The sequence below is a fragment of the Kitasatospora sp. RG8 genome (assembly GCF_017813315.1).
In the GTDB taxonomy this organism is placed as follows: domain Bacteria; phylum Actinomycetota; class Actinomycetes; order Streptomycetales; family Streptomycetaceae; genus Kitasatospora.
Window position 1 is genome coordinate 197,912 of the sequence record NZ_JAGIYX010000006.1, and the last position, 21,295, is coordinate 219,206.

General features: G+C 72.1%; 16 protein-coding genes and 1 tRNA gene. 6 read left to right on the forward strand and 11 right to left on the reverse strand.

Annotated elements, in window-relative coordinates; all coding sequences use genetic code 11:
• Nucleotides 1-3 precede the first annotated feature (3 nt).
• Nucleotides 4-1,113, reverse strand: coding sequence for a substrate-binding domain-containing protein (locus tag J5Y04_RS12370; protein ID WP_209412015.1), 1,110 nt, complete (start codon nucleotides 1,111-1,113; stop codon nucleotides 4-6).
• A 268-nt stretch (nucleotides 1,114-1,381) separates the two neighbouring features.
• Here J5Y04_RS12370 and pyk point away from each other — a divergent pair, with 268 nt between their 5' ends.
• On the forward strand, nucleotides 1,382-2,812 hold the full coding sequence (gene pyk / locus J5Y04_RS12375) for a pyruvate kinase (protein WP_209412016.1): 1,431 nt from the start codon (nucleotides 1,382-1,384) through the stop codon (nucleotides 2,810-2,812).
• 60 nt (nucleotides 2,813-2,872) lie between these two features.
• On the opposite strand, the gene J5Y04_RS12380 is transcribed toward pyk, so the two are convergent.
• Complete coding sequence (locus J5Y04_RS12380) at nucleotides 2,873-3,913, reverse strand: kelch repeat-containing protein (RefSeq protein ID WP_209412017.1); 1,041 nt, start codon at nucleotides 3,911-3,913, stop codon at nucleotides 2,873-2,875.
• Nucleotides 3,914-4,187: 274 nt separating this feature from the next.
• Between J5Y04_RS12380 and J5Y04_RS12385 the strand changes: the two genes are divergently transcribed.
• Both J5Y04_RS12385 and J5Y04_RS12390 read left to right on the forward strand, forming a co-directional pair.
• Nucleotides 4,188-4,748 (forward strand): hypothetical protein, encoded by a 561-nt coding sequence (locus J5Y04_RS12385; RefSeq protein ID WP_209412018.1) that lies wholly within the window; start codon nucleotides 4,188-4,190, stop codon nucleotides 4,746-4,748.
• 12 nt (nucleotides 4,749-4,760) lie between these two features.
• Complete coding sequence (locus J5Y04_RS12390; protein ID WP_209412019.1) at nucleotides 4,761-5,444, forward strand: NPCBM/NEW2 domain-containing protein; 684 nt, start codon at nucleotides 4,761-4,763, stop codon at nucleotides 5,442-5,444.
• Between the two features lie 20 nt (nucleotides 5,445-5,464).
• Here the strand turns inward: J5Y04_RS12390 and J5Y04_RS12395 are convergent, their stop codons facing one another.
• Both J5Y04_RS12395 and J5Y04_RS12400 read right to left on the reverse strand, forming a co-directional pair.
• Nucleotides 5,465-6,253 (reverse strand): helix-turn-helix domain-containing protein, encoded by a 789-nt coding sequence (locus tag J5Y04_RS12395; protein ID WP_374105999.1) that lies wholly within the window; start codon nucleotides 6,251-6,253, stop codon nucleotides 5,465-5,467.
• Nucleotides 6,254-6,353: 100 nt separating this feature from the next.
• Nucleotides 6,354-6,439: transfer RNA gene (locus J5Y04_RS12400), tRNA-Leu, on the reverse strand.
• A 62-nt stretch (nucleotides 6,440-6,501) separates the two neighbouring features.
• Here J5Y04_RS12400 and J5Y04_RS12405 point away from each other — a divergent pair.
• Nucleotides 6,502-7,188 (forward strand): ANTAR domain-containing response regulator, encoded by a 687-nt coding sequence (locus tag J5Y04_RS12405; protein ID WP_374106000.1) that lies wholly within the window; start codon nucleotides 6,502-6,504, stop codon nucleotides 7,186-7,188.
• A gap of 65 nt (nucleotides 7,189-7,253) precedes the next feature.
• Here the strand turns inward: J5Y04_RS12405 and J5Y04_RS12410 are convergent, their stop codons facing one another.
• From J5Y04_RS12410 to J5Y04_RS12435, 6 genes are all read right to left on the reverse strand, one after another.
• Nucleotides 7,254-7,970, reverse strand: a complete 717-nt coding sequence (locus tag J5Y04_RS12410; protein WP_209412021.1) for an ABC transporter ATP-binding protein — start codon at nucleotides 7,968-7,970, stop codon at nucleotides 7,254-7,256.
• On the reverse strand, nucleotides 7,967-8,797 hold the full coding sequence (locus J5Y04_RS12415; protein WP_209412115.1) for an ABC transporter ATP-binding protein: 831 nt from the start codon (nucleotides 8,795-8,797) through the stop codon (nucleotides 7,967-7,969). The genes J5Y04_RS12410 and J5Y04_RS12415 overlap by 4 nt, the downstream gene beginning before the upstream one ends.
• Before the next feature lie 8 nt (nucleotides 8,798-8,805).
• On the reverse strand, nucleotides 8,806-10,734 hold the full coding sequence (locus J5Y04_RS12420) for a branched-chain amino acid ABC transporter permease (protein ID WP_209412116.1): 1,929 nt from the start codon (nucleotides 10,732-10,734) through the stop codon (nucleotides 8,806-8,808).
• A gap of 5 nt (nucleotides 10,735-10,739) precedes the next feature.
• A complete protein-coding gene (locus J5Y04_RS12425) occupies nucleotides 10,740-11,669 on the reverse strand; it encodes a branched-chain amino acid ABC transporter permease (protein WP_148645590.1) in 930 nt (309 codons plus the stop codon).
• Nucleotides 11,670-11,795: 126 nt separating this feature from the next.
• Nucleotides 11,796-13,028 carry a branched-chain amino acid ABC transporter substrate-binding protein gene (locus J5Y04_RS12430; RefSeq protein WP_209412022.1) on the reverse strand — a complete coding sequence of 411 codons (1,233 nt, stop codon included), beginning with the start codon at nucleotides 13,026-13,028 and terminating at the stop codon, nucleotides 11,796-11,798.
• 575 nt (nucleotides 13,029-13,603) lie between these two features.
• Complete coding sequence (locus J5Y04_RS12435) at nucleotides 13,604-14,068, reverse strand: PaaI family thioesterase (RefSeq protein WP_148645592.1); 465 nt, start codon at nucleotides 14,066-14,068, stop codon at nucleotides 13,604-13,606.
• 283 nt (nucleotides 14,069-14,351) lie between these two features.
• On the opposite strand from J5Y04_RS12435, the gene polA reads away from it, so the two are divergent.
• Nucleotides 14,352-17,039, forward strand: coding sequence for a DNA polymerase I (gene polA, locus J5Y04_RS12440; RefSeq protein ID WP_209412117.1), 2,688 nt, complete (start codon nucleotides 14,352-14,354; stop codon nucleotides 17,037-17,039).
• Between the two features lie 312 nt (nucleotides 17,040-17,351).
• Nucleotides 17,352-18,509: a DUF3103 family protein gene (locus tag J5Y04_RS12445; RefSeq protein ID WP_209412023.1), complete on the forward strand. Its 1,158-nt coding sequence runs from the start codon at nucleotides 17,352-17,354 to the stop codon at nucleotides 18,507-18,509.
• 269 nt (nucleotides 18,510-18,778) lie between these two features.
• Here J5Y04_RS12445 and hrpB read toward each other — a convergent pair whose 3' ends face one another.
• Nucleotides 18,779-21,295, reverse strand: a complete 2,517-nt coding sequence (gene hrpB / locus J5Y04_RS12450) for an ATP-dependent helicase HrpB (RefSeq protein WP_209412024.1) — start codon at nucleotides 21,293-21,295, stop codon at nucleotides 18,779-18,781.

The following is a 21,295-nucleotide window of genomic DNA, read 5'->3' on the forward strand; positions in this document are numbered from 1 at the left end:
CCGTCACTTCCCCTTGGCCGCGTTGATCAGTTTGTTCAGGACCGCCACCGTCGGCACCTGCGCCTGTTGCACGCCGGCCGCCGCCAGGTCGGAGGCGTACGCCGGTCCCTGCCGGCCCTGGACGGCCTTGCCGAGCGCCCCCGGGTCCGCCTGCGGACGGAAGCCGTACTTGGCCTCCAGGTCCCGCAGGACCTGGTCGTCCCGCAGCACCGCGGCGAGCTTCTCGGCGCCCGGCTTGAGCGCCACCAGGGTGTGGTCGCTGAACACCGTGGTGTCCGGGTACAGCACCACCAGGTCGCCCGCCGAACCACCGGGCGTGGACACGCCCTTGGCGGTCAGCGCCGCCATCTGCGACTCGTACGCCAGCACCGGCCCGTTGCCCACCCCGGACAGGAAGTCCTTGAACGGGCCGTCGCTGCTGGTCTTCTGGTCGCCCTGGACCGAGGTCACCTGCCGGACCACGTCCTTGACCGCGCCCACGCCGGCGTCGTCCGACACCACCTGGTGGCCGTTGGCCAGGTACGAGACGGTCGCCAGGTACAGCGCCCCGGAGGAGGACGTGGACGGGTCGGTGGTGGTCAGGAAGAGCAGCCCCCTCAACTCGTTGTGACTGCCGGCCCCCTTGAGGTCCTGCCACTTCCGGCCCTCCTGCACGGCCTTCAGGTAGGCGTCCATCTTGAGCGTCCAGACCGCCGGCTCCGAGCTGCTCTGGCCGGCCAGGCCGTTCTCCTTGAGCACCTCCGCCATCGACCGGTGGGCGAGCACCACCAGCGGCGAGTAGAACGGCCGCACCGGCTCGCTCTTGATCTGCCGCTGCTTGCGGATCTCCTCCGCCGGCGAGAGGCTCGCCGGGAAGGCGAAGTCGTACTTCGCGAGATCGCTCTCGCCCATCAGCCAGGAGCCGGTGGTGTCGGTGGTGACCTTCAGGCCCTGCTTCTGCAACTCCGCGACGACATCCGGGTCCGCGAAGAACTCCCTCTTCTCCGAGCCGATCAGGCCGGAAATGGTGACGACCTCGTCCGAGCCGTCGGGCTCGTCACCCGGCCAGAGCAGTGCGACTCCCACCCCGGCAAGCAGCGCCAGCGCCGCCAGTACCCCGAACACACGCCTCATGCCGAACGTTTCCCCCTCGCCCACTCCGTGCCCGGGCGGTACACCCGGGTGACGAGCGTCCCGCCGGGGCGGGAGCGGAGGCCGAAGGGGTGGTGAACCGGGGGTGAACACCCCTTCACGGAATCGCATCGGGGAGCGGGCCGACGACGACCGCGCGCACACCTGTCCGACCATGTGTCAGATTGTTCAACTCGCCTTCCGGCAAAGGTCATCCCGCTGTCCGGACGCACGTCGATGTTACGCGCCGGTAATCCGTACTCTCAGCACTATGCGCCGAGCAAAAATCGTCTGTACCCTCGGGCCCGCCACCGACTCGTACGACCAGATCAAGGCACTGGTCGTCGCCGGGATGGACATCGCCCGATTCAACCTGAGCCACGGCTCCCACATCGAGCACGAGGAACGCTACCGCCGGGTCCGCAAGGCCGCGGACGAGACCGGCCGCAGCGTCGGCGTGCTCGCCGACCTTCAAGGCCCGAAGATCCGGCTCGACACCTTCGCCGAAGGACCCGTACTTCTCGAACGCGGCGACGAGTTCACCATCTCCACCGACAAGGACGTCGTCGGAGACCAGCACATCTGCGGCACCACCTACGCCGGCCTCGCCGGCGACGTCACCCGCGGCGAGCGGATCCTCGTCGACGACGGCCGCGTCACCCTCGAAGTCGTCGACGTCGACGGACCCCTCGTCCGCTGCACCGTCATCGAGGGCGGCCTCGTCTCCGACCACAAGGGCCTCAACCTCCCCGGCGTCGCCGTCTCCGTGCCCGCGCTCAGCGACAAGGACGTCGACGACCTGCGCTGGGCCCTGCGGACCGGCGCCGACCTCGTCGCCCTCTCCTTCGTCCGCAGCGGCCGCGACATCGAGGACGTCCACCGCGTCATGGCCGAGGAGGGGCGCTTCGTCCCCGTCATCGCCAAGGTGGAGAAGCCGCAGGCGGTCGACAACCTGGACTCCATCGTGGACGCCTTCGACGGCATCATGGTGGCCCGCGGCGACCTGGGCGTGGAGATGCCCCTCGAACAGGTCCCGATGGTCCAGAAGCGCGCCGTCAAGCTGGCCAGGCGCAACGCCAAGCCCGTCATCGTCGCCACCCAGATGCTCGACTCGATGATCAACGCCTCCCGCCCGACCCGCGCCGAGGCCTCCGACGTCGCCAACGCCGTCCTCGACGGCACCGACGCGGTGATGCTCTCCGGCGAGACGTCGGTCGGCAAGTACCCCGTCGAGACGGTCCGGACGATGGGCCGCATCATCGAGGCGGCGGAGGGCGACGCCCTCGCCGCCGGCCTGCCCCCGCTCACCCCCAGCAACAAGCCCCGCACCCAGGGCGGCGCCGTCGCCCGCGCCGCCGCCGAGATCGGCGACTTCCTCGGCGCCAAGTACCTCATCGCCTTCACCCAGTCCGGAGACACCGCCCGCCGCCTCACCCGCTACCGCTCGCCCATCCCCGTCCTCGCCTTCACCTACGAACCCGCCGTCCGCAGCCAACTCGCCCTCACCTGGGGCGTCGAGACCTTCCTCGGCCCCTTCGCCCCCACCACGGACGAGATGGTCGAACAGGTCGACGCGGCACTGCTCTCCCTGGGCCGCTGCCAGAAGGGCGACATCGTCGTCATCACCGCCGGCTCGCCCCCCGGCCTCGCCGGCTCCACCAACCTCGTCCGCGTCCACCACGTGGGGGCGTTGGACAACTGACCGCGCCCCCGGGTGCGGTCGGGGCGGCGCCCCTCCGAGGGGTGCCGCCCGCCCGGCCGGTCAGGGCGTGTAGACGTCGACGTCCGTGGTGGAGGTCTGCTCGGTGTCACCCTCCGTGCCCCCGACCAGGTAGATCCGTCCGTCGCCGCCGACCGCCGCCGCCGCGCAGTCCCTGGCGTGCGGCATGCTCTCGGCGGGCTCCCAGTAGTCCGTCCCCGGCGAGTACGCGTAGGTCACCGCCGTCGGCGTGTCCCCGGGCTCGGAGTCGCCCCCGAACACGAAGATCCGCCCGTCCGGGGCCGTCACCCCCGCGGCCCGGGCCTTCGGCCCCGGCATGGGCGCCGCCTGGCTCCACTCCCGGGTGCTCGGTGTGAAGACCTCCACCGTGCTCGTGGGAACGGCGGGCGCCGCGGTGGCGTACCCGCCGATCACGTAGACCCTCCCGTCCGCACCGGTCGTGGCCACCGCGCCTTCGCGGGGCGTCGGCATCGGGGGCCCGGTCTGCCAGGTCCTGGAAACCGCGTCGAAGACCGCGGTTTCGTCGCCGTCGAAGACGTAGACGTTCCCCGCGGCGTCTGAAGCGGCCGAGGGGAACGGCATCTCCACGGGCAGACTGGGCATCGCCTGCCATGCTCCGTAACCGGGCGTGTACACCTCGACGGCCGTGCCCGAGTAGGCGTCGTCGCCGCCGATGGCCAGGATCCGGCCGTCCCCGTCGGTGACGGCCGCCAGCCTGTCCCGCGCGCTCAACAATGCGGGCATCGTTGTCCAGGAGCCGCTGCTCGGGTCGTAGTTCTCCACCAGATCGCTGCGCGCGAAGTCCGACGGCCCCGGGTTCGGCGTCGTGGCCGCCCGTCCGCCGACGGCGTAGACCGTTCCGTCACAGTCGGTCGCCGCGGCGAGGAAGTAGCGCTGCGTGGAGATCGGCGCCGCCGACGACCAGCTGTCGTGCGGGCCGCCCGGATCGGGGCTCACGGTCAGGCAGGCCGGCACGAGCGCCGGACGTGCGGCGGCGGCACCGTCCGGCAGCGCCGCGCCCGCGGCGGCCAGCATGAACGCGCCGAGCAGGGCCGGCCACCGTCGCGGGTTGACTCCCGCCATCGGTATCACCGGTTCCACGTGGAGGTGACTGTCGGTCAAGTAGGGCGCCGGTGTGGCGCGCAAGCGGCATCGGGACCCTGCGCCGCCCCTTGGTCCCGGAACTCCAGCGCACCACGGGCCGCCGTGCCACGCACGCCGGAGGCGGGGTCTAACCGAGGTTGCACCTCCTCCACGGCCGCCACATGCTGAAAGGGGAGCCTCGGCACCCGACCGTGCGGCTCCCGCAATCCCCTCCCCGGAAACGAGTGCGACGTCACGCACGGACGGAGGAGCCATGGCCCACGAGGATCCCCCGCAGCGCGGAGGCGGGGGCATCGCACCCCGGCTGTCCCGCGACTGGCCGCTGGTGGCGGCCGCAGGCACGGCAGTGCTGAGCTTCTTCATGCTCTTCGCCCCCTGGGTCTCGGACACGTACACCACCGTCGACGCCTTCGGGGAGGGCATGCAGGCGGCCGGACCGGCGTTGATCATCGTGATGGTCCTGGCCTTCCTCGGCCTCGTCGGCGCGGCATTCGCACGGGACGACCGGAGATTCGCCGTGATCGCGCTGATCCCGGCGTCCGTTCTGCTGGTCCTCTACATCGTCAAAGTGGCCGACGTCTCCGACCTGGTGGACCTGAACAACCAGCTGACCGAGACCTCGGCCTCGACCGGAGCCGGCCTCTGGATCGGTCTGCTCGCCGCCATCGCCACAGCGGCCTTCACCGTGGTGGCGGCCGTCCGGCGGGACCGGCCCCCGACACAGGACGAGGCCGAGTGGCACGTCGGTGCGAAGCCACCGGTGAATGTGCCGCCCCCGCCGCCCTACGACCCGCCCAAGCCGCCGGCGACCTAGGAGCTGAGGGACATGGGCAGAACACCCGGGACGCCGCTTCGGGGGTACCGGCGGGCGAATCGGCTCCTGGCCGCCGCCGCGACGGCCGGCCTGACCGCCGTCGCGGTCGCCGCGTGCGGCTCCGGCGGTTCGTCGCCCGCCGCCTCCACCACGGCCGCGACGGCGACCCGGACCGTCACCGTGACGGCCACCGCCCCGTCCGCCACCGACCTCTCCGCGTCGCCCACGCCGGGCTCGCCCACCTCCGGTTCGCCCGGCTCCGGCTCGCCCACGACGTCCTTCACGGCCGGAACGCAGTACCTCAGCGACAACGACCCGTTCTCCTCCACCTACGGCGTCGAGAACGGCGCGGCACTCGTGAACGGCACGAACTACGCCCACAGCGTCTCCCTCAGGACGGATCTCACCTCCATCCCGTCCAACGCGGCCGAGTACAACCTCGAACGCTCCTGGCAGACGTTCAGCGCCACGATCGGGGCCCGCGACGACTCGCCCACGGGCACGGTCCTGACCTTCGAAGTCCTCGTCGACGGCAGGTCCGTGGCCCAGCAGACCCTCTCGCTCGGGCAGTCGCAGCAGCTCACCGTCGACGTCAGGAACGCGTTGCGCCTGAAGATCGTGGTCACCTACGCCACGACGGCGGACCTGTCCCCCTACAGCTACGGGGTCTGGGGCGACGCCAGGCTCGGGGCGTAGCTCCCCGAGCCGAGCCGTGGTCAGTACTTGGGGCCGATGTGGGCGTCCATGAGGGCGACCGACGCCTTGCGGGCTACGGAGATGTTCACCTGGCCGGTGGGGCGGGGGATCGAGGCCTTCCATTGCACGCCGACGGCGTCGAGGGTGGCGGTGAAGAGGCGGATGATGTCGGTCGAGGTGTTGGTGAAGAAGTACCGCGGGTACTCGTAGCGCTTCTGGACGCCGCCGACCGTCCGCGTCGTCCAGTTGGTGATCCGGCAGCCGTCGGAGTGGACCAGGCCGCGCAGGAACTCCCAGGGGTTGGCGTCGACGATGTCCTGCTGCCAGGGCTCCAGGGCTATCGGGCGCTCGTGCTTCTTTCCGGGGCCGTGCTGGGGGAAGTAGCAGGTCAGGTGATTCGAGTAGACCTTGATGTCGTGGCAGCCGGTACGTCTCACCCGGCAGGGCTTGTTGTTGGGGAGAACCTGGCGGATGGCACGTTCGACGGAATCGGTGATTCCGGGCCAGCGGTCGTCACAGGTGATCTGGAGGCTCTGGGTTCTGCGGTACTTGTTGGGCAGCAGGATGTGGCCGTCGCCGAGGTAGAGGCCCAGCAGATAGGAGTAGGCGGGGCGGTCCAGCTCGTCGCCGAAGCAGTGCAGGCAGGCGGAGTGTTTGCGGCCGGGGAGTGTGCCGTGTTTGGCGAGATCCTCGTGCTTCCACCAGGAGACCGTGCCGGGCGGGACGCCGAGGCGTCGGGCCACTTCGACATTGCGGAGGCCGCGGCGCAGGAGGAGGACTGCTTGTTCGCGCACAGAAGGGGTGGTCATGTGCGCCAGCATGAGAGGGCGGGGACCGTGTGGTGGCGGTTCGCGCATGGTCCATCAGATGTGATGAACTTCCCATTACCTGGGAATATAAGGGAAAATCTGGTGCCGAGTGTGGGATTCGAACCCACACGCCCTTTCGAGCAATCGCTTTTGAGGCGATCGTGTCTGCCCTTCCACCAACCCGGCAAGTTCGCGCCCGTGAAGGATACCCTGCGCACGTTGTCCGGCGCAGCTAGGTACCCTCGTGCATGCAGTACCCCGCCGGAACTAGGAGCCCCGTGAGCACCGCCGACGAGCAGCCCGAGCCGCTTGAGACCGACATGCCCCAGATCACCCGGATTGTGATCGCCGAGGACGAGGCTTTGATCCGCCTCGACCTGAAGGAGATGCTCGAAGAGGAGGGGTACACCGTCGTCGGCGAGGCCGGCGATGGGGCTACGGCGGTGCGGCTGGTCGAGGAGCTCCGCCCCGACCTGGCGATCCTGGACGTGAAGATGCCGGTCCTGGACGGGCTCTCCGCCGCCGAGCAGATCCACGAGGCGCACCTGGCGCCGGTCCTGATGCTGACCGCGTTCTCGCAGCGGGAGCTGGTGGACCGGGCGCGGGACGCCGGTGCGATGGCGTACATCGTGAAGCCGTTCTCCAAGAGCGACCTCGTGCCCGCGATCGAGATGGCCGTCTCGCGGTACACGGAGATGCGGACGCTGGAGGAGGAGATCGCGGATCTCACCCAGCGGCTGGAGACCCGGAAGCTGGTGGACCGGGCGAAGAGCGTGCTGCAGACGAAGTTCGGGCTGAACGAGCCGGCCGCGTTCCGGTGGATCCAGAAGACCTCGATGGACCGCCGGATGACGATGGCCGCGGTCGCGGAGGCCGTGATCGAAGAGGGCGAGGCCCAGGACAAGAAGAAGGCCGAGGAGGCCAAGGGCGAGTAGCGCGACGACGAGGGGCCCGGCGGCTGGACGCAGCCGCCGGGCCCCTTCGTCGTACCGGGGGTGGGTCAGTCCTCGCCGAGGTACGCCTTGCGGACGGACTCGTCGTGCAGCAGGTCGGCGCCGGTGCCCTGGAGGACGATGCGGCCGGTCTCCATCACGTAGCCCTGGTCGGAGAGCGACAGGGCGGCCTGGGCGTTCTGCTCGACCAGGAGGATGGTCGTCCCGCTCGCCTTGAGCTCCACGATGGTCGCCATGATCTTCTGCATCATCAGTGGCGAGAGGCCCATGGACGGCTCGTCCAGCATGAGCAGCTTGGGCTGGGACATCAGCGCGCGGCCCATGGCGAGCATCTGCTGCTCGCCGCCGGACAGCGTGCCGGCGGCCTGCTTGCGGCGTTCCCCGAGGATGGGGAAGAGCCCGTAGGCCCGCTCGACGTCCGCCGTGATGCCGGCGCTGTCGTTGCGCAGGAAGGCGCCGAGGAGGAGGTTCTCCTCGATGGTCATGCGGGGGAAGATGTGCCGGCCTTCGGGGGAGTGGGCGAGTCCGAGGGCGACGATCTTGTGGGCGGGGACGGTGGTCAGCGGCTGTCCGTCGAACAGGACCTTTCCGGAGGTCGGCTTGAGCAGGCCGGAGAGGGTGCGCAGGGTGGTGGTCTTGCCGGCGCCGTTGGTGCCGATGAGGGTGGTGACCTCGCCCTGGTTGACGGTGAAGCTGATGCCCTTGACGGCTTCGATCTTGCCGTAGGAGACGCGGAGGTCCTCGACCTCAAGGAGTGCGGTCACTGGGTGTCCTCCGGTGCTGCGGTGGTGCCTTCGAGCGGGGCGCCGAGGTAGGCGGTGATGACGCGTTCGTCGTTCTGGACGGTTTCGCGGTCGCCTTCGACGATCTTCTGGCCCTGCACGAGGACGGCGGTGCGGTCGCAGAGGTTGAAGATGAACCGCATGTCGTGCTCGATGACGAGGATGGAGACGCCGCGGTCGCGGATGGCGAAGACGAGCTCCTCGGCGGCCCTGGTCTCCTGGGGGTTCATGCCGGCGGTGGGCTCGTCGAGGAGGAGCAGGCCGGGGTCGGAGGCGAGGGCGCGGGCGATTTCGAGCTTGCGCTGTTCGCCGTAGGGGAGGTTGCGGGCGAGGTGCTCGGCCTTGTCGGCGAGGCCGGTGAACTCCAGGAGTTCCATGGCGCGGGCGCGGCTCTCGGCTTCGGCCCGGTGGTAGCCGGGGCCGCGGAGGATGGCCGAGAAGAGTCCTTCGCGGGTGCGGCTGTGGCGGCCGACGAGGACGTTCTCCAGGACGGTCATGTTGGCGAAGAGCCGGATGTTCTGGAAGGTGCGGGCGATGCCGGCCTGGGTGACGAGGTGGGGCTTGGGGGGCAGGACCGTCCCCTTGTAGGCGACCCGTCCCTCGGTGGGGACGTAGAGCCCGGTGAGGCAGTTGAAGAAGGTGGTCTTGCCGGCGCCGTTGGGGCCGATGAGGCCGATGATCTCGCCCTCGCCGACGGTGAGGGAGACGTCGTTGACGGCGGTGAGGCCGCCGAACCTCATGGTGACGCCGGAGACTTCGAGGATGGGCCTGGCCACGGCGGGGGCGCTGGGGGCGGTGGTGGTGGTCATCTGGCTGGTCACGCCCCTGCCTTGGTGAGGGTGGCCGCGTCGCCGGTCGACTGCGCCGGGATCGCCGCCTCGTGGAACTCCAGCTGCTGCCGGCGGTTGGGGATGAGGCCTTCGGGGCGGACCCGCATCAGGATGATGAGGGCGATGCCGAAGGCGAGCAGCTGGTAGTCGGAGAGGAATTCGAGCTTCTTCGGGACGAGGAAGAGGAGGGTGGCGCCGGCCAGGGGGCCGCTGATGGTGCCCATGCCGCCGAGGATGACGGCGGCGAGCAGGAAGGCGGAGTTGGGCGGCAGGGCCTCGGCGAAGGTGTACTGGTCGGGGGTGACGGTGTAGCTGACGTGGGCCTGGACGGTGCCGGCGAGGCCGGCGAGGCAGGCGCCGAGGGCGAAGGCGAGGAGCTTGAGGCGGAAGCCGTTGATGCCCATGGCCTCGGCGGCGGTCTCGTCCTCGCGGATGGCGACCCAGGCGCGGCCGATGCGGGAGTTGCCGACGCGGGCGAAGACCAGCACGACGATGGCGGTGACCACCAGCATCAGCAGGTAGTAGTTGGAGAAGCGGCCGAGTTCGACGCCGAGCACGGTGTGCGGCTTGCCGAGGTCGAAGCCGAGGATCTCCAGGTCGGGGATGCGCGGGATGCCGTTGGAGCCGTTGGTGATCTTGGGGCCGGTGGTCCCGTTGAGGTTGAGCATGGTGATGCGGAAGATCTCGCCGAACCCGAGGGTGACGATGGCGAGGTAGTCGCCGCGCAGTCGCAGGGTCGGGGCGCCGATGATGACGCCGAAGACCATGGAGACGACGGCGCCGGTGAGCATCGCGGCCCAGAACGGGAACTGGACGTGGATCGGCGAGGCGGGGGAGCCGGAGACCAGGGCGGCGGCGTAGGCGCCGACGCCGAGGAAGGCGACGTACCCGAGGTCGAGCAGGCCGGCCAGGCCGACGACGATGTTGAGGCCGAGCGCGACGGTGGCGAAGATCAGGATGTTGGCGGCGACCGAGGTGTACTGGTCGCTGGTCTGGGTGAAGGGGAAGCTGGCGGCGGCGGCGAAGGCGGCGCCGGTGGTGACCGAGCGGTACTTGACGGTCAGGGAGCGCAGCCGGGGCAGCAGTCCGGACTTGGTGATCGCGGGGACGACGGTGCCGGCCAGCAGCAGGTAGCCGATGAAGAGCTCGCCGTACTCGGTGTCGATGCCGAAGGTGATCGCGAACAGGCCGGTGGCGAAGGCCGCGACGATGAGGAGGACCTCGGCCCAGGAGGGGAGTTCGCGGGGGGCGGGCAGCGGCCGGGTGATGTTGGCGATGCGCAGCCAGTGGTTGGCGAGGTGGCCGAGCTGGACGGCGAGGACGGCCGCGGCGGCGATGACGAGGCCGCCGGCGAGGGCGGTCAGCACGGGGGCGACCGGCTTGTCCTCGGGGATGGCGTGGGTGGCGAACCAGACGACGGCGGCGGCCGGCACGAGCAGGAAGAGCCGTCGGTCGAGGACGCGCAGGGTGACGCCGGTGCGCCGGTCGAGGGGGAGGCCGAGGGCGCCGGCGAGGGTGAGCAGTGACCCGGCGCCGAGGACCCAGCCGCCGGGTTCGAGGTTGGCGAGGCCGCCGAGGTCGGTGGCGATGGCGGTGATGGAGAACCAGCCGACGACGAAGGCGCCGGCGGCGGCGAGGAGGACGGCGTTGTTGCTGCGGGAGGGGGCGGCCCAGCGCAGGCCGGGGACGCCCTGGGTGGCGAGGAGGAGGACGAGGGTGAGCAGTCCGGCGGTGAGGGCGAGCCACTGGAGTCCGGCGGGGGAGCCGAAGTAGGTGAGGTCGCCGGGGAACTCGGAGGTCCAGGTCCAGGACATCAGGGCGGAGCCGGCGGTGGCGGCGGCGCCGAGGCCGGTGAGGAGGGTGGCGGCGCGGGCCGGCAGGGGGAGGACCGGGCTGGTCTCGGTGGTGGTGGTCATGGTGCTCACGCCCTGTCCGCGACGCGCTCGCCGAGCAGGCCCTGGGGCCGGACGAGCAGCACGACGATGAGGAGTACGAAGGCCCAGACGTCCTTCCAGGCGCCGCCTCCGAAGAGGTGCATGCCGGGGAGGTGCTGGATGTATCCGGTGGCGAGGGCTTCGGCGAGGCCGAGGGCGACGCCGCCGAGCATGGCGCCGTAGATGTTGCCGATGCCGCCGAGGACGGCGGCGGTGAAGGCCTTGAGGCCGAGGATGAAGCCCATGCGGAAGTCGACCTGGCCGCTGCGCAGGCCGTAGGCGACGGCGGCGACGGCGGCGAACGCGGCGCCGATGGCGAAGGCCATGACGATGATGCGGTCGGTGTCGATGCCCATGAGCTTGGCGGTGTCGGGGTCCTGGCTGGTGGCCTGCATGGCGCGGCCGGAGCGGGTGCGGGTGACGAACCAGCCGAGGGCGAGCATGCAGAGCGGGGCGGCGATGAGCAGGAAGATGTCGCTGCGCTGGATGGTGACGGAGCCGAGCTCGAAGGGGTCACCGGGGATCTTGGGGAAGACGCGGGCCTTCTTGGCGTCGGGGTAGAAGGAGAAGACCAGCTGCTGGAGGACGATCGAGAGGCCGATCGCGGTGATGAGGGGGGCGAGCCGGGGGGCGGTGCGCAGCGGCCGGTAGGCGAAGCGCTCGGCGGCGACGGCGGTGAGGGTGGAGACCAGGATGCCGGCGATCAGCATCAGCGGTAGGGCCAGCCAGAGTGTGGTGCCGCCGGGGAGGGCGAGGTAGGCGGTCAGGGCGCCGAAGCCGCCGACCATGACGATCTCGCCGTGGGCGAAGTTGATGAGCTGGACGATGCCGTAGACCATCGTGTAGCCGATCGCGACGAGCCCGTAGAGGGCGCCGAGGATCAGGCCGTTGGCCAGCTGCTGCGGTAGGTCGTGCACCGCTGGGCCTCCGTTGTGCGTGGGGTGGGTCCGCGTGGGTGGTGGATGTGGGTGCGCGGGGGCACTCGTGGCGCCCCCGCGCTGGTAGTTCCGACGTTCTGTGGTTCTGCTGACTCTGGGTCAGGTTCAGCCGTTGAAGGTGCCGGACTTCTCCACGGCCCACTTGCCGTCCTTGACGGCGTAGACGGTGAGCTGCTTGTTGGTGGTGTCGCCGAACTCGTCGAAGGAGACCTTGCCGGTGACGCCGTCGAAGGAGACCTTCTGGACGGCCTCGACGACCTTGGCGCGGGGGTTGTCGGGGAGCTTGCCGTTGTTGGCGCTCACGACGGCCTTGACGGCCTGGATGATGGCCCAGCCGCTGTCGTAGGAGTAGCCGCCGTAGGTCTCGTAGGCGTCCTTGTAGCCGGCGGCCTTGTAGTCGGCGATGAACTTGGCGGCGGTGGGGAGCTGCTCGACGGGGAGGCCGACGGCGGTGGCGTAGTCGCCCTGGCTCTTGGGGTTGAGCTTGATGAAGTCGCCGCTCTGGATGCCGTCGCCGCCCATGAGCGGGATGTTGACGCCGGCGTCCTTGAGCTGGAGGGAGAGCGGGCCGGCGGCGGGGTACTCGCCGCCGTAGTAGACGGCTTCGGCGCCGGAGTTCCTGACCTTGGTGACGACGGCGGCGAAGTCGCGGTCGTCGGGGTTGACGTGCTCCTCGCCGACGATGGTGCCGCCCTGCTTGGTGAACTCGCCCTTGAAGGTGGCGGCGAGGCCGGCGCCGTAGGTCTTCTGGTCGTCGATGAGGAAGACCTTGGTCTTCTTCGCGTCCTTGGCGAGGAACTGGGCGGCGAACGGGCCCTGGACGGCGTCGGTGGTGGAGGTGCGGAAGTAGGACTTGAAGGGGCGGGCCTTGGTGCCGCTGGCCCACTTCTCGCCCTGGCTGAGGGCGACGCCGGTGTTGGCGGGGGAGATCTGGGCGAGGTTGGCGTCGTTGAAGATCTGCTGCATCGACTGGGCGACGCTGGAGTTGAGGGGGCCGACGACGCCGATGACGTCCTTGTCGGCGACCAGCTGGGTGGCGTTCTGCTGGCCGGGGGCGGGCTTGGCGGTGTCGTCGAGGGCCTTGATCTGGAACTTGACGCCCGGGACCTCGTTCTTCTCGTTGGCCTGCTTGACCGCGAGCTCGACGGAGTTGCGGATGCCGAGGCCGAGGGCGGAGAGGTCGCCGGTGAGGGGGGCGTCGACGCCGATGGTGACGGTGGTGCTGGACCCGGCGTTGTTGCCGTCCCCGGACTTCTTCTCGTCGCGGGAGCCGCAGGCGCTGAGGCTGAGGGCGCCGATCACGGCAATGCTCACGACAACTGCTGAACGATGACGCACGAGGGTCCCCTTCGGTTCGGGAGGCGCCGCACCTGAGTGGCGGGAGCCGGATGCGCGGTGGGCCTGGCCCAATCCGGTGGCGCGGTGACTGGCCGTGACTCTAGATGCCCCTGGGCGGCTCGGGCAGTGGTGTGGCGAGGCTGTGATTCTCTTGTTATGAGCACACGGAGCGCCCGTCTCACTATGTGGTCGTTTCGGCTCGACCGGTCCTGTACTTCCGGGGCGTCTGCTAGCAGTCGGGGGCATGTAAGGCCCAGAAATGCAGGTGACTCCTGGCCTCGCCGATAATCGGACACGACCGTCCGCCATGTTGGTTTCGGTCGTTTGCGTCCGAATATCGGACATATGAGGGGTTGACGCCACGCTCCCGGGTGGTCGTGAGGTCCGGGGGGCGCTGGATCTTCGGATTTCCTAGCTGTTACGCGCTGTTACATTCTGAAAGTCTGACAACATGCAACCGCCCCCTTGTATAGACCAACGCCTGCCCAGGGCAGGTGGAGGTCAAACAAGGGGGCGGGCAAGGGAATTGACGGCCGGCCGGACCGGCCGGGAGGGTCCGTCCGGCCGACGGGCCGTCAGAGGTCGCGGAGCATGCACGTCAGCCGGCAGCTGGTGACCCGCCTGCCGGTGTCGTCGGTGATCGCGATCTCGTAGGTGGCGGCGGTGCGCCCCTTGAACACGGCGGTCGCCACCCCGGTGACCAGCCCGGAGGTGGCCGAGCGGTGGTGGGTGGCGTTGAGGTCGACGCCCACCGCGTACCGGCCCGGGCCGGCGTGCAGCATCGCGCCGACCGAGCCGAGGGTCTCGGCCAGCGCCGCCGAGGCGCCGCCGTGCAGCAGCCCGTACGGCTGCTGGTTGCCCTCGACCGGCATGGTGCCGACCACGCGGTCGCCCGAGGCCTCGACGATCCGGATGCCGAGCTTCTCGCCGAGGTGCCCGCCGGAGAAGGTCGCCGGGTCGACGCCGAGCTTGGCGAAGTGGTCCAGCACCTCCTGCGGGACCTTCAGGACGGGGGCCGCGTCGGGGGCAGCTTCGGTCATGGGGGAGCTCCTGCCGCTTGGGGTCACGTCATCGTGCTGCCTGTGATCGTACGACCGTCCTACTCGGCGGTAGCGGTCGCGTCGAGGGGCTGGCGTGGCGGGAGGCGCGCCGTGGCGGGCCCGCCGTCGCGGGGGCGGGCCCGGGCTCCGGCGCGCCCCTTTTGTCGGTGCCGGGCCATAGGATCGGTGACCGGCAGTGGAATCGGCAGGAACGGACGTTGACGTGGCTACGCAGAGTACGGACAAGAGCGCGGCGGGTGGCGGCGGGGCCCGGCCCCGGCTGATGCTGCTCGACGGGCACTCGATGGCCTACCGGGCGTTCTACGCGCTGCCCGTGGAGAACTTCAACACCTCCACCGGCCAGCCCACCAACGCGGTGTACGGCTTCGCCTCGATGCTCGCCAACACCGTCCGCGACGAGCAGCCCACCCACCTCGCGGTCGCCTTCGACCTCTCCCGGCAGACGTTCCGCTCCGCCGAGTTCCCCGACTACAAGGCCAACCGCGCCAAGACGCCGGACGAGTTCCGCAGCCAGGTCCCGCTGATCGGCGAGCTGCTCGACGCCATGAACGTCCCGCGGATGACCGTCGAGGGCTTCGAGGCCGACGACATCATCGCCACCCTGGCCACCGCGGCCGAGGCCGCCGGCTTCGACGTCGACATCGTCACCGGCGACCGGGACTCGCTCCAGCTGGTCACCGAGCACGTCACCGTCCTCTACCCGACCAAGGGCGTCTCCGAACTCACCCGCTACACCCCGGAGAAGGTCGCCGAGAAGTACGGCGTCACCCCCCGCCAGTACCCCGACCTCGCGGCGCTGCGCGGCGACCCGTCCGACAACCTGCCCGGCATCCCCGGCGTCGGCGAGAAGACCGCCGCCAAGTGGGTCAACCAGTTCGGCTCCTTCGACGAGCTCGTCACCCGCGCCGACGAGGTGAAGGGCAAGATCGGCGAGAAGCTGCGCGAGCACCTCGACTCGGTCAAGCGCAACCGCATCCTCACCGAGCTGGTCCGCGACGTCGAACTCCCGCTCGGCGTCGGCGACCTGGGCCGCGCCGCGTTCGACCGCGAGGCCGTCGCCACCCTGATGGAGTCGCTGGAGTTCCGCAACGCCAACTTCCGCGACCGCGTCTTCGGCATCGACCCGGCCGGCGCCGAGCCCGAGGCCGCCGCCGAGCTCGCCCCCGGCGTCGAGGTCGACGGCGAGCTGCTCACCGACCCGGGCACCCTGGCCGCCTGGCTCCGGGAGCACGCCGCCGACGGCAAGACCCCGGTCGCCGTCGCCGCCGTCTACCGGTGGGCGCTCGGCACCGGCGAGGTCACCGAGGTCGCGCTCGCCGAAGGGGAGGCCGCCGCCTGGTTCGACCCGGCGCTGCTCGCCGAGGAGGACGAGCGCGCCTTCGCCGCCTGGCTCGCCGACCCGGCCGCCCCCAAGGCCCTGCACATCGCCAAGCAGGTCATGCGCGCCTTCGCCGAGCGCGGCTGGCGGATCGAGGGCGTCGTCGCCGACACCGCCCTCGCCGCCTACCTGGAGAAGCCCGGCCGCCGCACCTTCACCCTGGAGGTGCTCGCCGAGGAGTACCTCGCCCGCTCGCTCGCCCCGGCCCCCGCCGCCGAGAGCGGCCAGCTCGCCTTCGACGCCCCCGACGAGGACGCGACGGCCGCCGCCCAGGCCCTGATGCTCCAGGCCCGCGCCGTCCTCGACCTCGCCGCGCTCTTCGACACCCGGCTCGCCGAGGTCGGCGCCACCGGGCTGCTGCGCGACATGGAGCTGCCGATCGCCGCCCTGCTGGCCCGGATGGAGCGCACCGGCATCGCCGCCGACCGCCCCTGGCTCACCAGCCTGGAGAACCAGTTCGCCGCCGAGATCCAGCGCGTGGTCGAGGAGGCGCACGCCGCCGCCGGCCACGAGTTCAACCTCGGCTCGCCCAAGCAGCTCCAGGAGATCCTCTTCGGCGAGCTGGCGCTGCCCAAGACCAAGAAGATCAAGACCGGCTACACCACCGACGCCGACGCCCTCACCTGGCTCGCCACCCAGACCGACAACGAGCTGCCGGTCATCCTGCTCCGCCACCGCGACCAGGCCAAGCTGCGCACCACCGTCGAGGGCCTGCTCAAGACGGTCTCCCCGGCCGGGCGGATCCACACCACCTTCAACCAGATGGTCGCGGCCACCGGCCGGCTCTCCTCGCAGGACCCGAACCTGCAGAACATCCCCGTCCGCACCGAGGAGGGCCGGATGATCCGCCGGGCCTTCGTCGTCGGCGACGGCTACGAGGCGCTGCTCACCGCCGACTACTCGCAGATCGAGCTGCGCATCATGGCCCACCTCTCCGAGGACGAGGCCCTGATCGAGGCCTTCGCCACCGGTGAGGACCTGCACACCACCGTCGCCTCCCAGGTCTTCGAGGTCCCGGGCGACGCGGTCGACGCCGAGATGCGCCGAAAGATCAAGGCGATGTCCTACGGCCTCGCCTACGGCCTCTCCGCCTACGGGCTCTCGCAGCAGCTCGGCATCAAGCCCGGCGAGGCCCAGGGCCTGATGGACACCTACTTCGAGCGGTTCGGCGGCGTGCGCGACTACCTGCGCCGGGTCGTCGACGAGGCCCGTGCCACCGGCTACACCGAGACCCTGCTCGGCCGCCGCCGCTACCTGCCCGACCTCAACAGCGACAACCGCCAGCGCCGCGAGATGGCCGAGCGGATGGCCCTCAACGCCCCGATCCAGGGTTCGGCCGCCGACATCGTCAAGATCGCCATGCTGCGGGTGGACGAGGCGCTGACCGCCGCCGGCCTCACCTCCCGGATGCTGCTCCAGGTGCACGACGAAATCGTGCTGGAGCTCGCCCCCGGCGAGCGCGAGCAGGTCGAGGCGATCGTCCGCGAGCAGATGGCCGGGGCCTACCCGCTGCGCGCCCCGCTGGACGTCTCGGTCGGCGTCGGCGCCAACTGGGAGTCCGCCGCGCACTGACGACACCACCGGCCCGCGTGGGCGCCGACCCGACCGGCCGGCGCCCACGCGGGCCGCTGCTGTTCGCGCCGCCGTCAGCGCCGACGCCGTACCCGCCGACGCCGTGCCGCAGGGCCGGTCCTGAGCGTGCGCGGGGCCGGCGCAGTGCGCCCCGGGGGTTGATCCGGCGTCAGGGAACCACTTCACTTGTCATGGCACCGACGCTCTTGATCGCGATGCGGTGCCGCTCCACCGCTCCACCCGCTCCACCGCTCCACCCGCTTCACCGCTCCACTGCTCCGACGCCTCACCCGACGAGTCTGGAGATCCCTCATGTCCCTGCCCCGACTGCGGCGCGCCACCGCGGCGCTCGCGGCCCTTCCCCTGCTCGCGCTCGGCGCGGGCCAGGCCGTGGCCGCCCCCGCACCGGCCGCCCCGGCGCCCGCCACCCGTGCCTCCACCTCCCAGGTGGCGGCGATAGAGGACGGCATCGCCCGCACCCTGGCCGCCTCCCTCACCGACTCCGCCGTGCGTGAGCGGCTGCGGTCCGCCACCGCCGGCGCCGGCGCCGCCGAACTCGCCCCGCTGGCCGCCGCCGCGCCGGGCCAGGCCGGCCGCGGGCTCGCGACCGCCACCGAGCGGGCCGACCACGCCGTCGCCGCCGCCAAGGGCCTCGGCGACCTCGGCCCGTTGCTGCGCGTCCAGTTGGCCGACCCGTCGATGCGGGCCGCCCTGGACGCGGGCGCGGCGCCGCTGGTGGCCGTCGCCGCCGCGGACGACCACGCCCGCACCCTCCGGGCGTACGACACCGCCGGCCGGGCCCGCGCGCTCGACACGGGCTCGCTCCCCGGGCAGCCCGTCTACCTGGTCGACATCGACACCGGCAAGACCCTGGCCGCCGGAATCGCGCTCCTCCAGCGGGAGTTCGCCGCGCGCGGCCTGGACGCCACGGGTCTGGACGCCAAGGGTGCGCAGGCCCCGGGCGCGGTGCAGGCCGCCGGCGGCTGGTGGGCCACGAAGATCAGCGGCATCGAGGTGGCCGACGACGAGGAGCCCTGGTTCAAGGGCGCCGCCGAGATGTTCAGCCTGGTCACCGGGTTCGGCCAGGACGGCAAGGTCCGGGTCGACTCGGTCGCCATGCCCTACCTCCAGTACGACGGCACGGTGTACTACCCGAACCAGATCCTGGTGAACTGGTCGAACTACAAGTACAACCTGGCCGACGTCGTCCTGATGGAGGACGACGGCGACACCAACTACCTCGCCCTCGCCCAGGCCGTCGCGGCCGTGCTGCTCACCATCGCCGACCAGGGTGCCTACATACCGCTGGTCAACGCCGTCCTGGCGGCACTGCCCTCCTCGTGGTGGACCGACGACCCGGACTACGTCGAGTCCTGGTACACCCTCGCCCGTGGCAGCTCGGGCCGCCTCAACGGGGCCCGCGGCAACGGCTGGATGACCGTCGAGCCGTACTTCGTGCAGCAGTTCTGATCCGGTCGCGGCCCCGGCCGCCGGTGGGGCAGGGTCCCGCGGCGGCCGGGGTCGCACGTCTCGACCACGGGTGACCGTCCGTCAGGCGGACCGTCCTCCCGGCGCGGACGCCCGGTGAGCCGGGGCCCGTCCGGGCCGGCCGCCCCGGTCCCGCGCGGCCGCTCGCCGGCGGGTCCACCGTCGGCGGGGTGACGGGGGCCGCCGGAACCTCATGCGGCGGCGGTTCCCGACGACCTGGCGTCCCCGTCGGCGTCCTCACCGCCGGCCGGTTACCGGCGGGCGTTGGTGCGCTTCGTCGGCTCGGCCGTGGTCGGGTCCTCCGGCCACGGGTGGCGGGGGTAGCGGCCGCGCAGGTCGGCGCGGACGGCGCGGTAGCCGTCGCGCCAGAAGGAGGCGAGGTCGCCGGTGACGGCGGCCGGGCGCCCGGCGGGGGAGAGCAGGTGGACGGTCAGCGGCACCCGCCCGCCGGCCAGCGCCGGGGCCGCCGCCCAGCCGAACAGCTCCTGCAGCTTCACGGCCAGCACCGGGCGTTCGCCGCCGTAGTCGACCCGGATCCGGGAGCCGGACGGCACCGTGATCCGCTCCGGCGCCAGCTCCTCCAGCCGCCCGGCCTCGCCGCCCGCCCACGGCAGCAGCCGTTGCAGGGCGGCGGTCGTGTCGATCCGGGCGAGGTCGCCGCGGCGGCGCGCGCGGGAGAGCTCGGGCTCCAGCCACTCCCCGGCCCGCTCCAGCAGCGCCGCGTCGCCGACGTCGGGCCAGGGCTCGCCGATGGCCGTGTGCAGGAAGGCCAGGCGCTCGCGCAGGCCGACGGAGGGCCAGGTGAGGAGGGTGCTCACGCCCTCGCGGGCCAGCCCCTCCAGGAGGGCGGTCCGGACGAGGGCGGGGTCGGGGCGGTCGAGGGCGGCCGCGGACAGCTCGACCGCGCCGAGGGATTCCACCCGCCGGGAGACGACCTCGCCGCGGCGGGTGTCCCAGTGCACCTCCTCCCGGGAGGCCAGCAGTGGCGCGCCCGCCAGCCGGGCGGTCTCCTCGTCCAGGGCGGCCGCGTGCAGCACCCGGGCGGACGGTGACCCGGCCGGCCGGTCGGCCACCGCGACGGCCAGCCACGGCACGGCGCCCAGCGCGGTGCCGGGGGCGAGTTCGGCGGCCGTCCCCGAGGCCATCAGGTACGGGCTGCGCTCGCCGGGCGCGGGCTTGTCGACCCGGGCCCGGGCGATCCGCTCGGGGAAGCCCAGCGCGACGACGAGGCCGACGGCCGAGGCGTCGGGCAGCGCGGTGGCGGGGGTGTCGCCGGCCGCGCGCAGCAGCCGCCGGACCTCCTCCCGCCAGCGGCCCGCGTACGGGTCGCGGCCGTCGCGGACGGTGCGCAGCACGGCGCCGAGGTCGTCGCCGAGGGCGCGCGGCGGTTCCTCGGAGAGCAGGGCGACGACCTCGGCGGCCCGGCGTGCGCCGACGGCCGGGGCGCCGTCGGCGAGGGCGCGGGCGAGCCGAGGGTGCAGCCCGGTGCGGGCGAGGCGGACGCCGCGCGCGGTGGCCCGGCCGTCCTCGTCCACCGCGCCGAGTGCGTGCAGGGTCTGCCGGGCGGCGGCCATGGCGCCGGCCGGGGGCCGGTCGGGCAGGGCGAGGCCGGTGGCGTCCGGGTCGCCCCAGCAGGCGGCCTGGAGGGCGAAGGGGGTGAGGTCGGCGAGGGCGATCTCGGGGGTGGGGTAGCGGGCGGCGAGGGCGTCCTCGGCCTCCGCCCAGCAGCGGTAGACGGTGCCGGGGGCCTCGCGGCCGGCGCGGCCGGCGCGCTGGCGGGCGGCGGCCAGCGAGGCGCGGACGGTGACCAGCGCGGCCAGGCCGCGGGCGTGGTCGGTGCGCGGCTCGCGGGCCAGGCCGGCGTCGACCACGACGCGCACGCCCGGCACGGTGAGCGAGGACTCGGCGACGGCGGTGGCCAGCACCACCCGTCGTCCGTCGCCCGGGGCGAGCGCAGCGTCCTGCACCGCCTGCGGTGCGCGGCCGTGCAGTTGCAGCACCTCGGCCGGCGCTCCGGCGAGCAGCCCGGCGACCCGGGCGATCTCGCCGACGCCGGGCAGGAAGCAGAGCACGTCGCCGTCGCGCTCGGCGAGGGCCCGCCGGACGGTGGCGGCGACGTGGTCGAGCAGCGCCGGGTCGACCCGGGTGCCGTGTGCGGGGCGGACGGCGCGCGGCGGCGGGGCCCAGACGGTCTCGACCGGGTGGGTCACGCCGTGGGCCTCGACGACGGGCGCGCCGCCGAGGAGTTCGGCCCAGGCCGCGGTGTCGGAGGTGGCCGAGGCGCAGACGATGCCGAGCTCGGGCCGGAGCGTGGCGCGGACGTCGAGCAGGAAGGCGAGCGCGGTGTCGGCGTCGAGGTGCCGCTCGTGGCACTCGTCCAGTACCACCACGTCCACGCCGGGCAGCTCCTGGTCGCGTTGGAGCCGCTGGAGCAGGACGCCGGTGGTGACCACCTCGACCACGGTGTCCGGTCCGGCCCGCCGCTCGCCGCGCACGGTGAGGCCGACCTCGGCCCCGACGGCCGAGCCGAGCAGCCAAGCCATCCGCCGGGCCGCCGCCCGGACGGCCAGCCGGCGCGGTTCGGCGACCAGCACCCGGCGGGGCGGGCGGGCGTCCTCGCCGAGCAGCCCGGCCAGCGCGAGCGGGACCAGCGTGGTCTTGCCGGTGCCGGGCGGGGCGGCGAGGACGGCGACGCCGTCCGTGTCGAGCGCGCGGTGCAGGGCGGGCAGGGCGGTACGGACGGGCAGTTCGCGCCAGGCGGGGTTCAC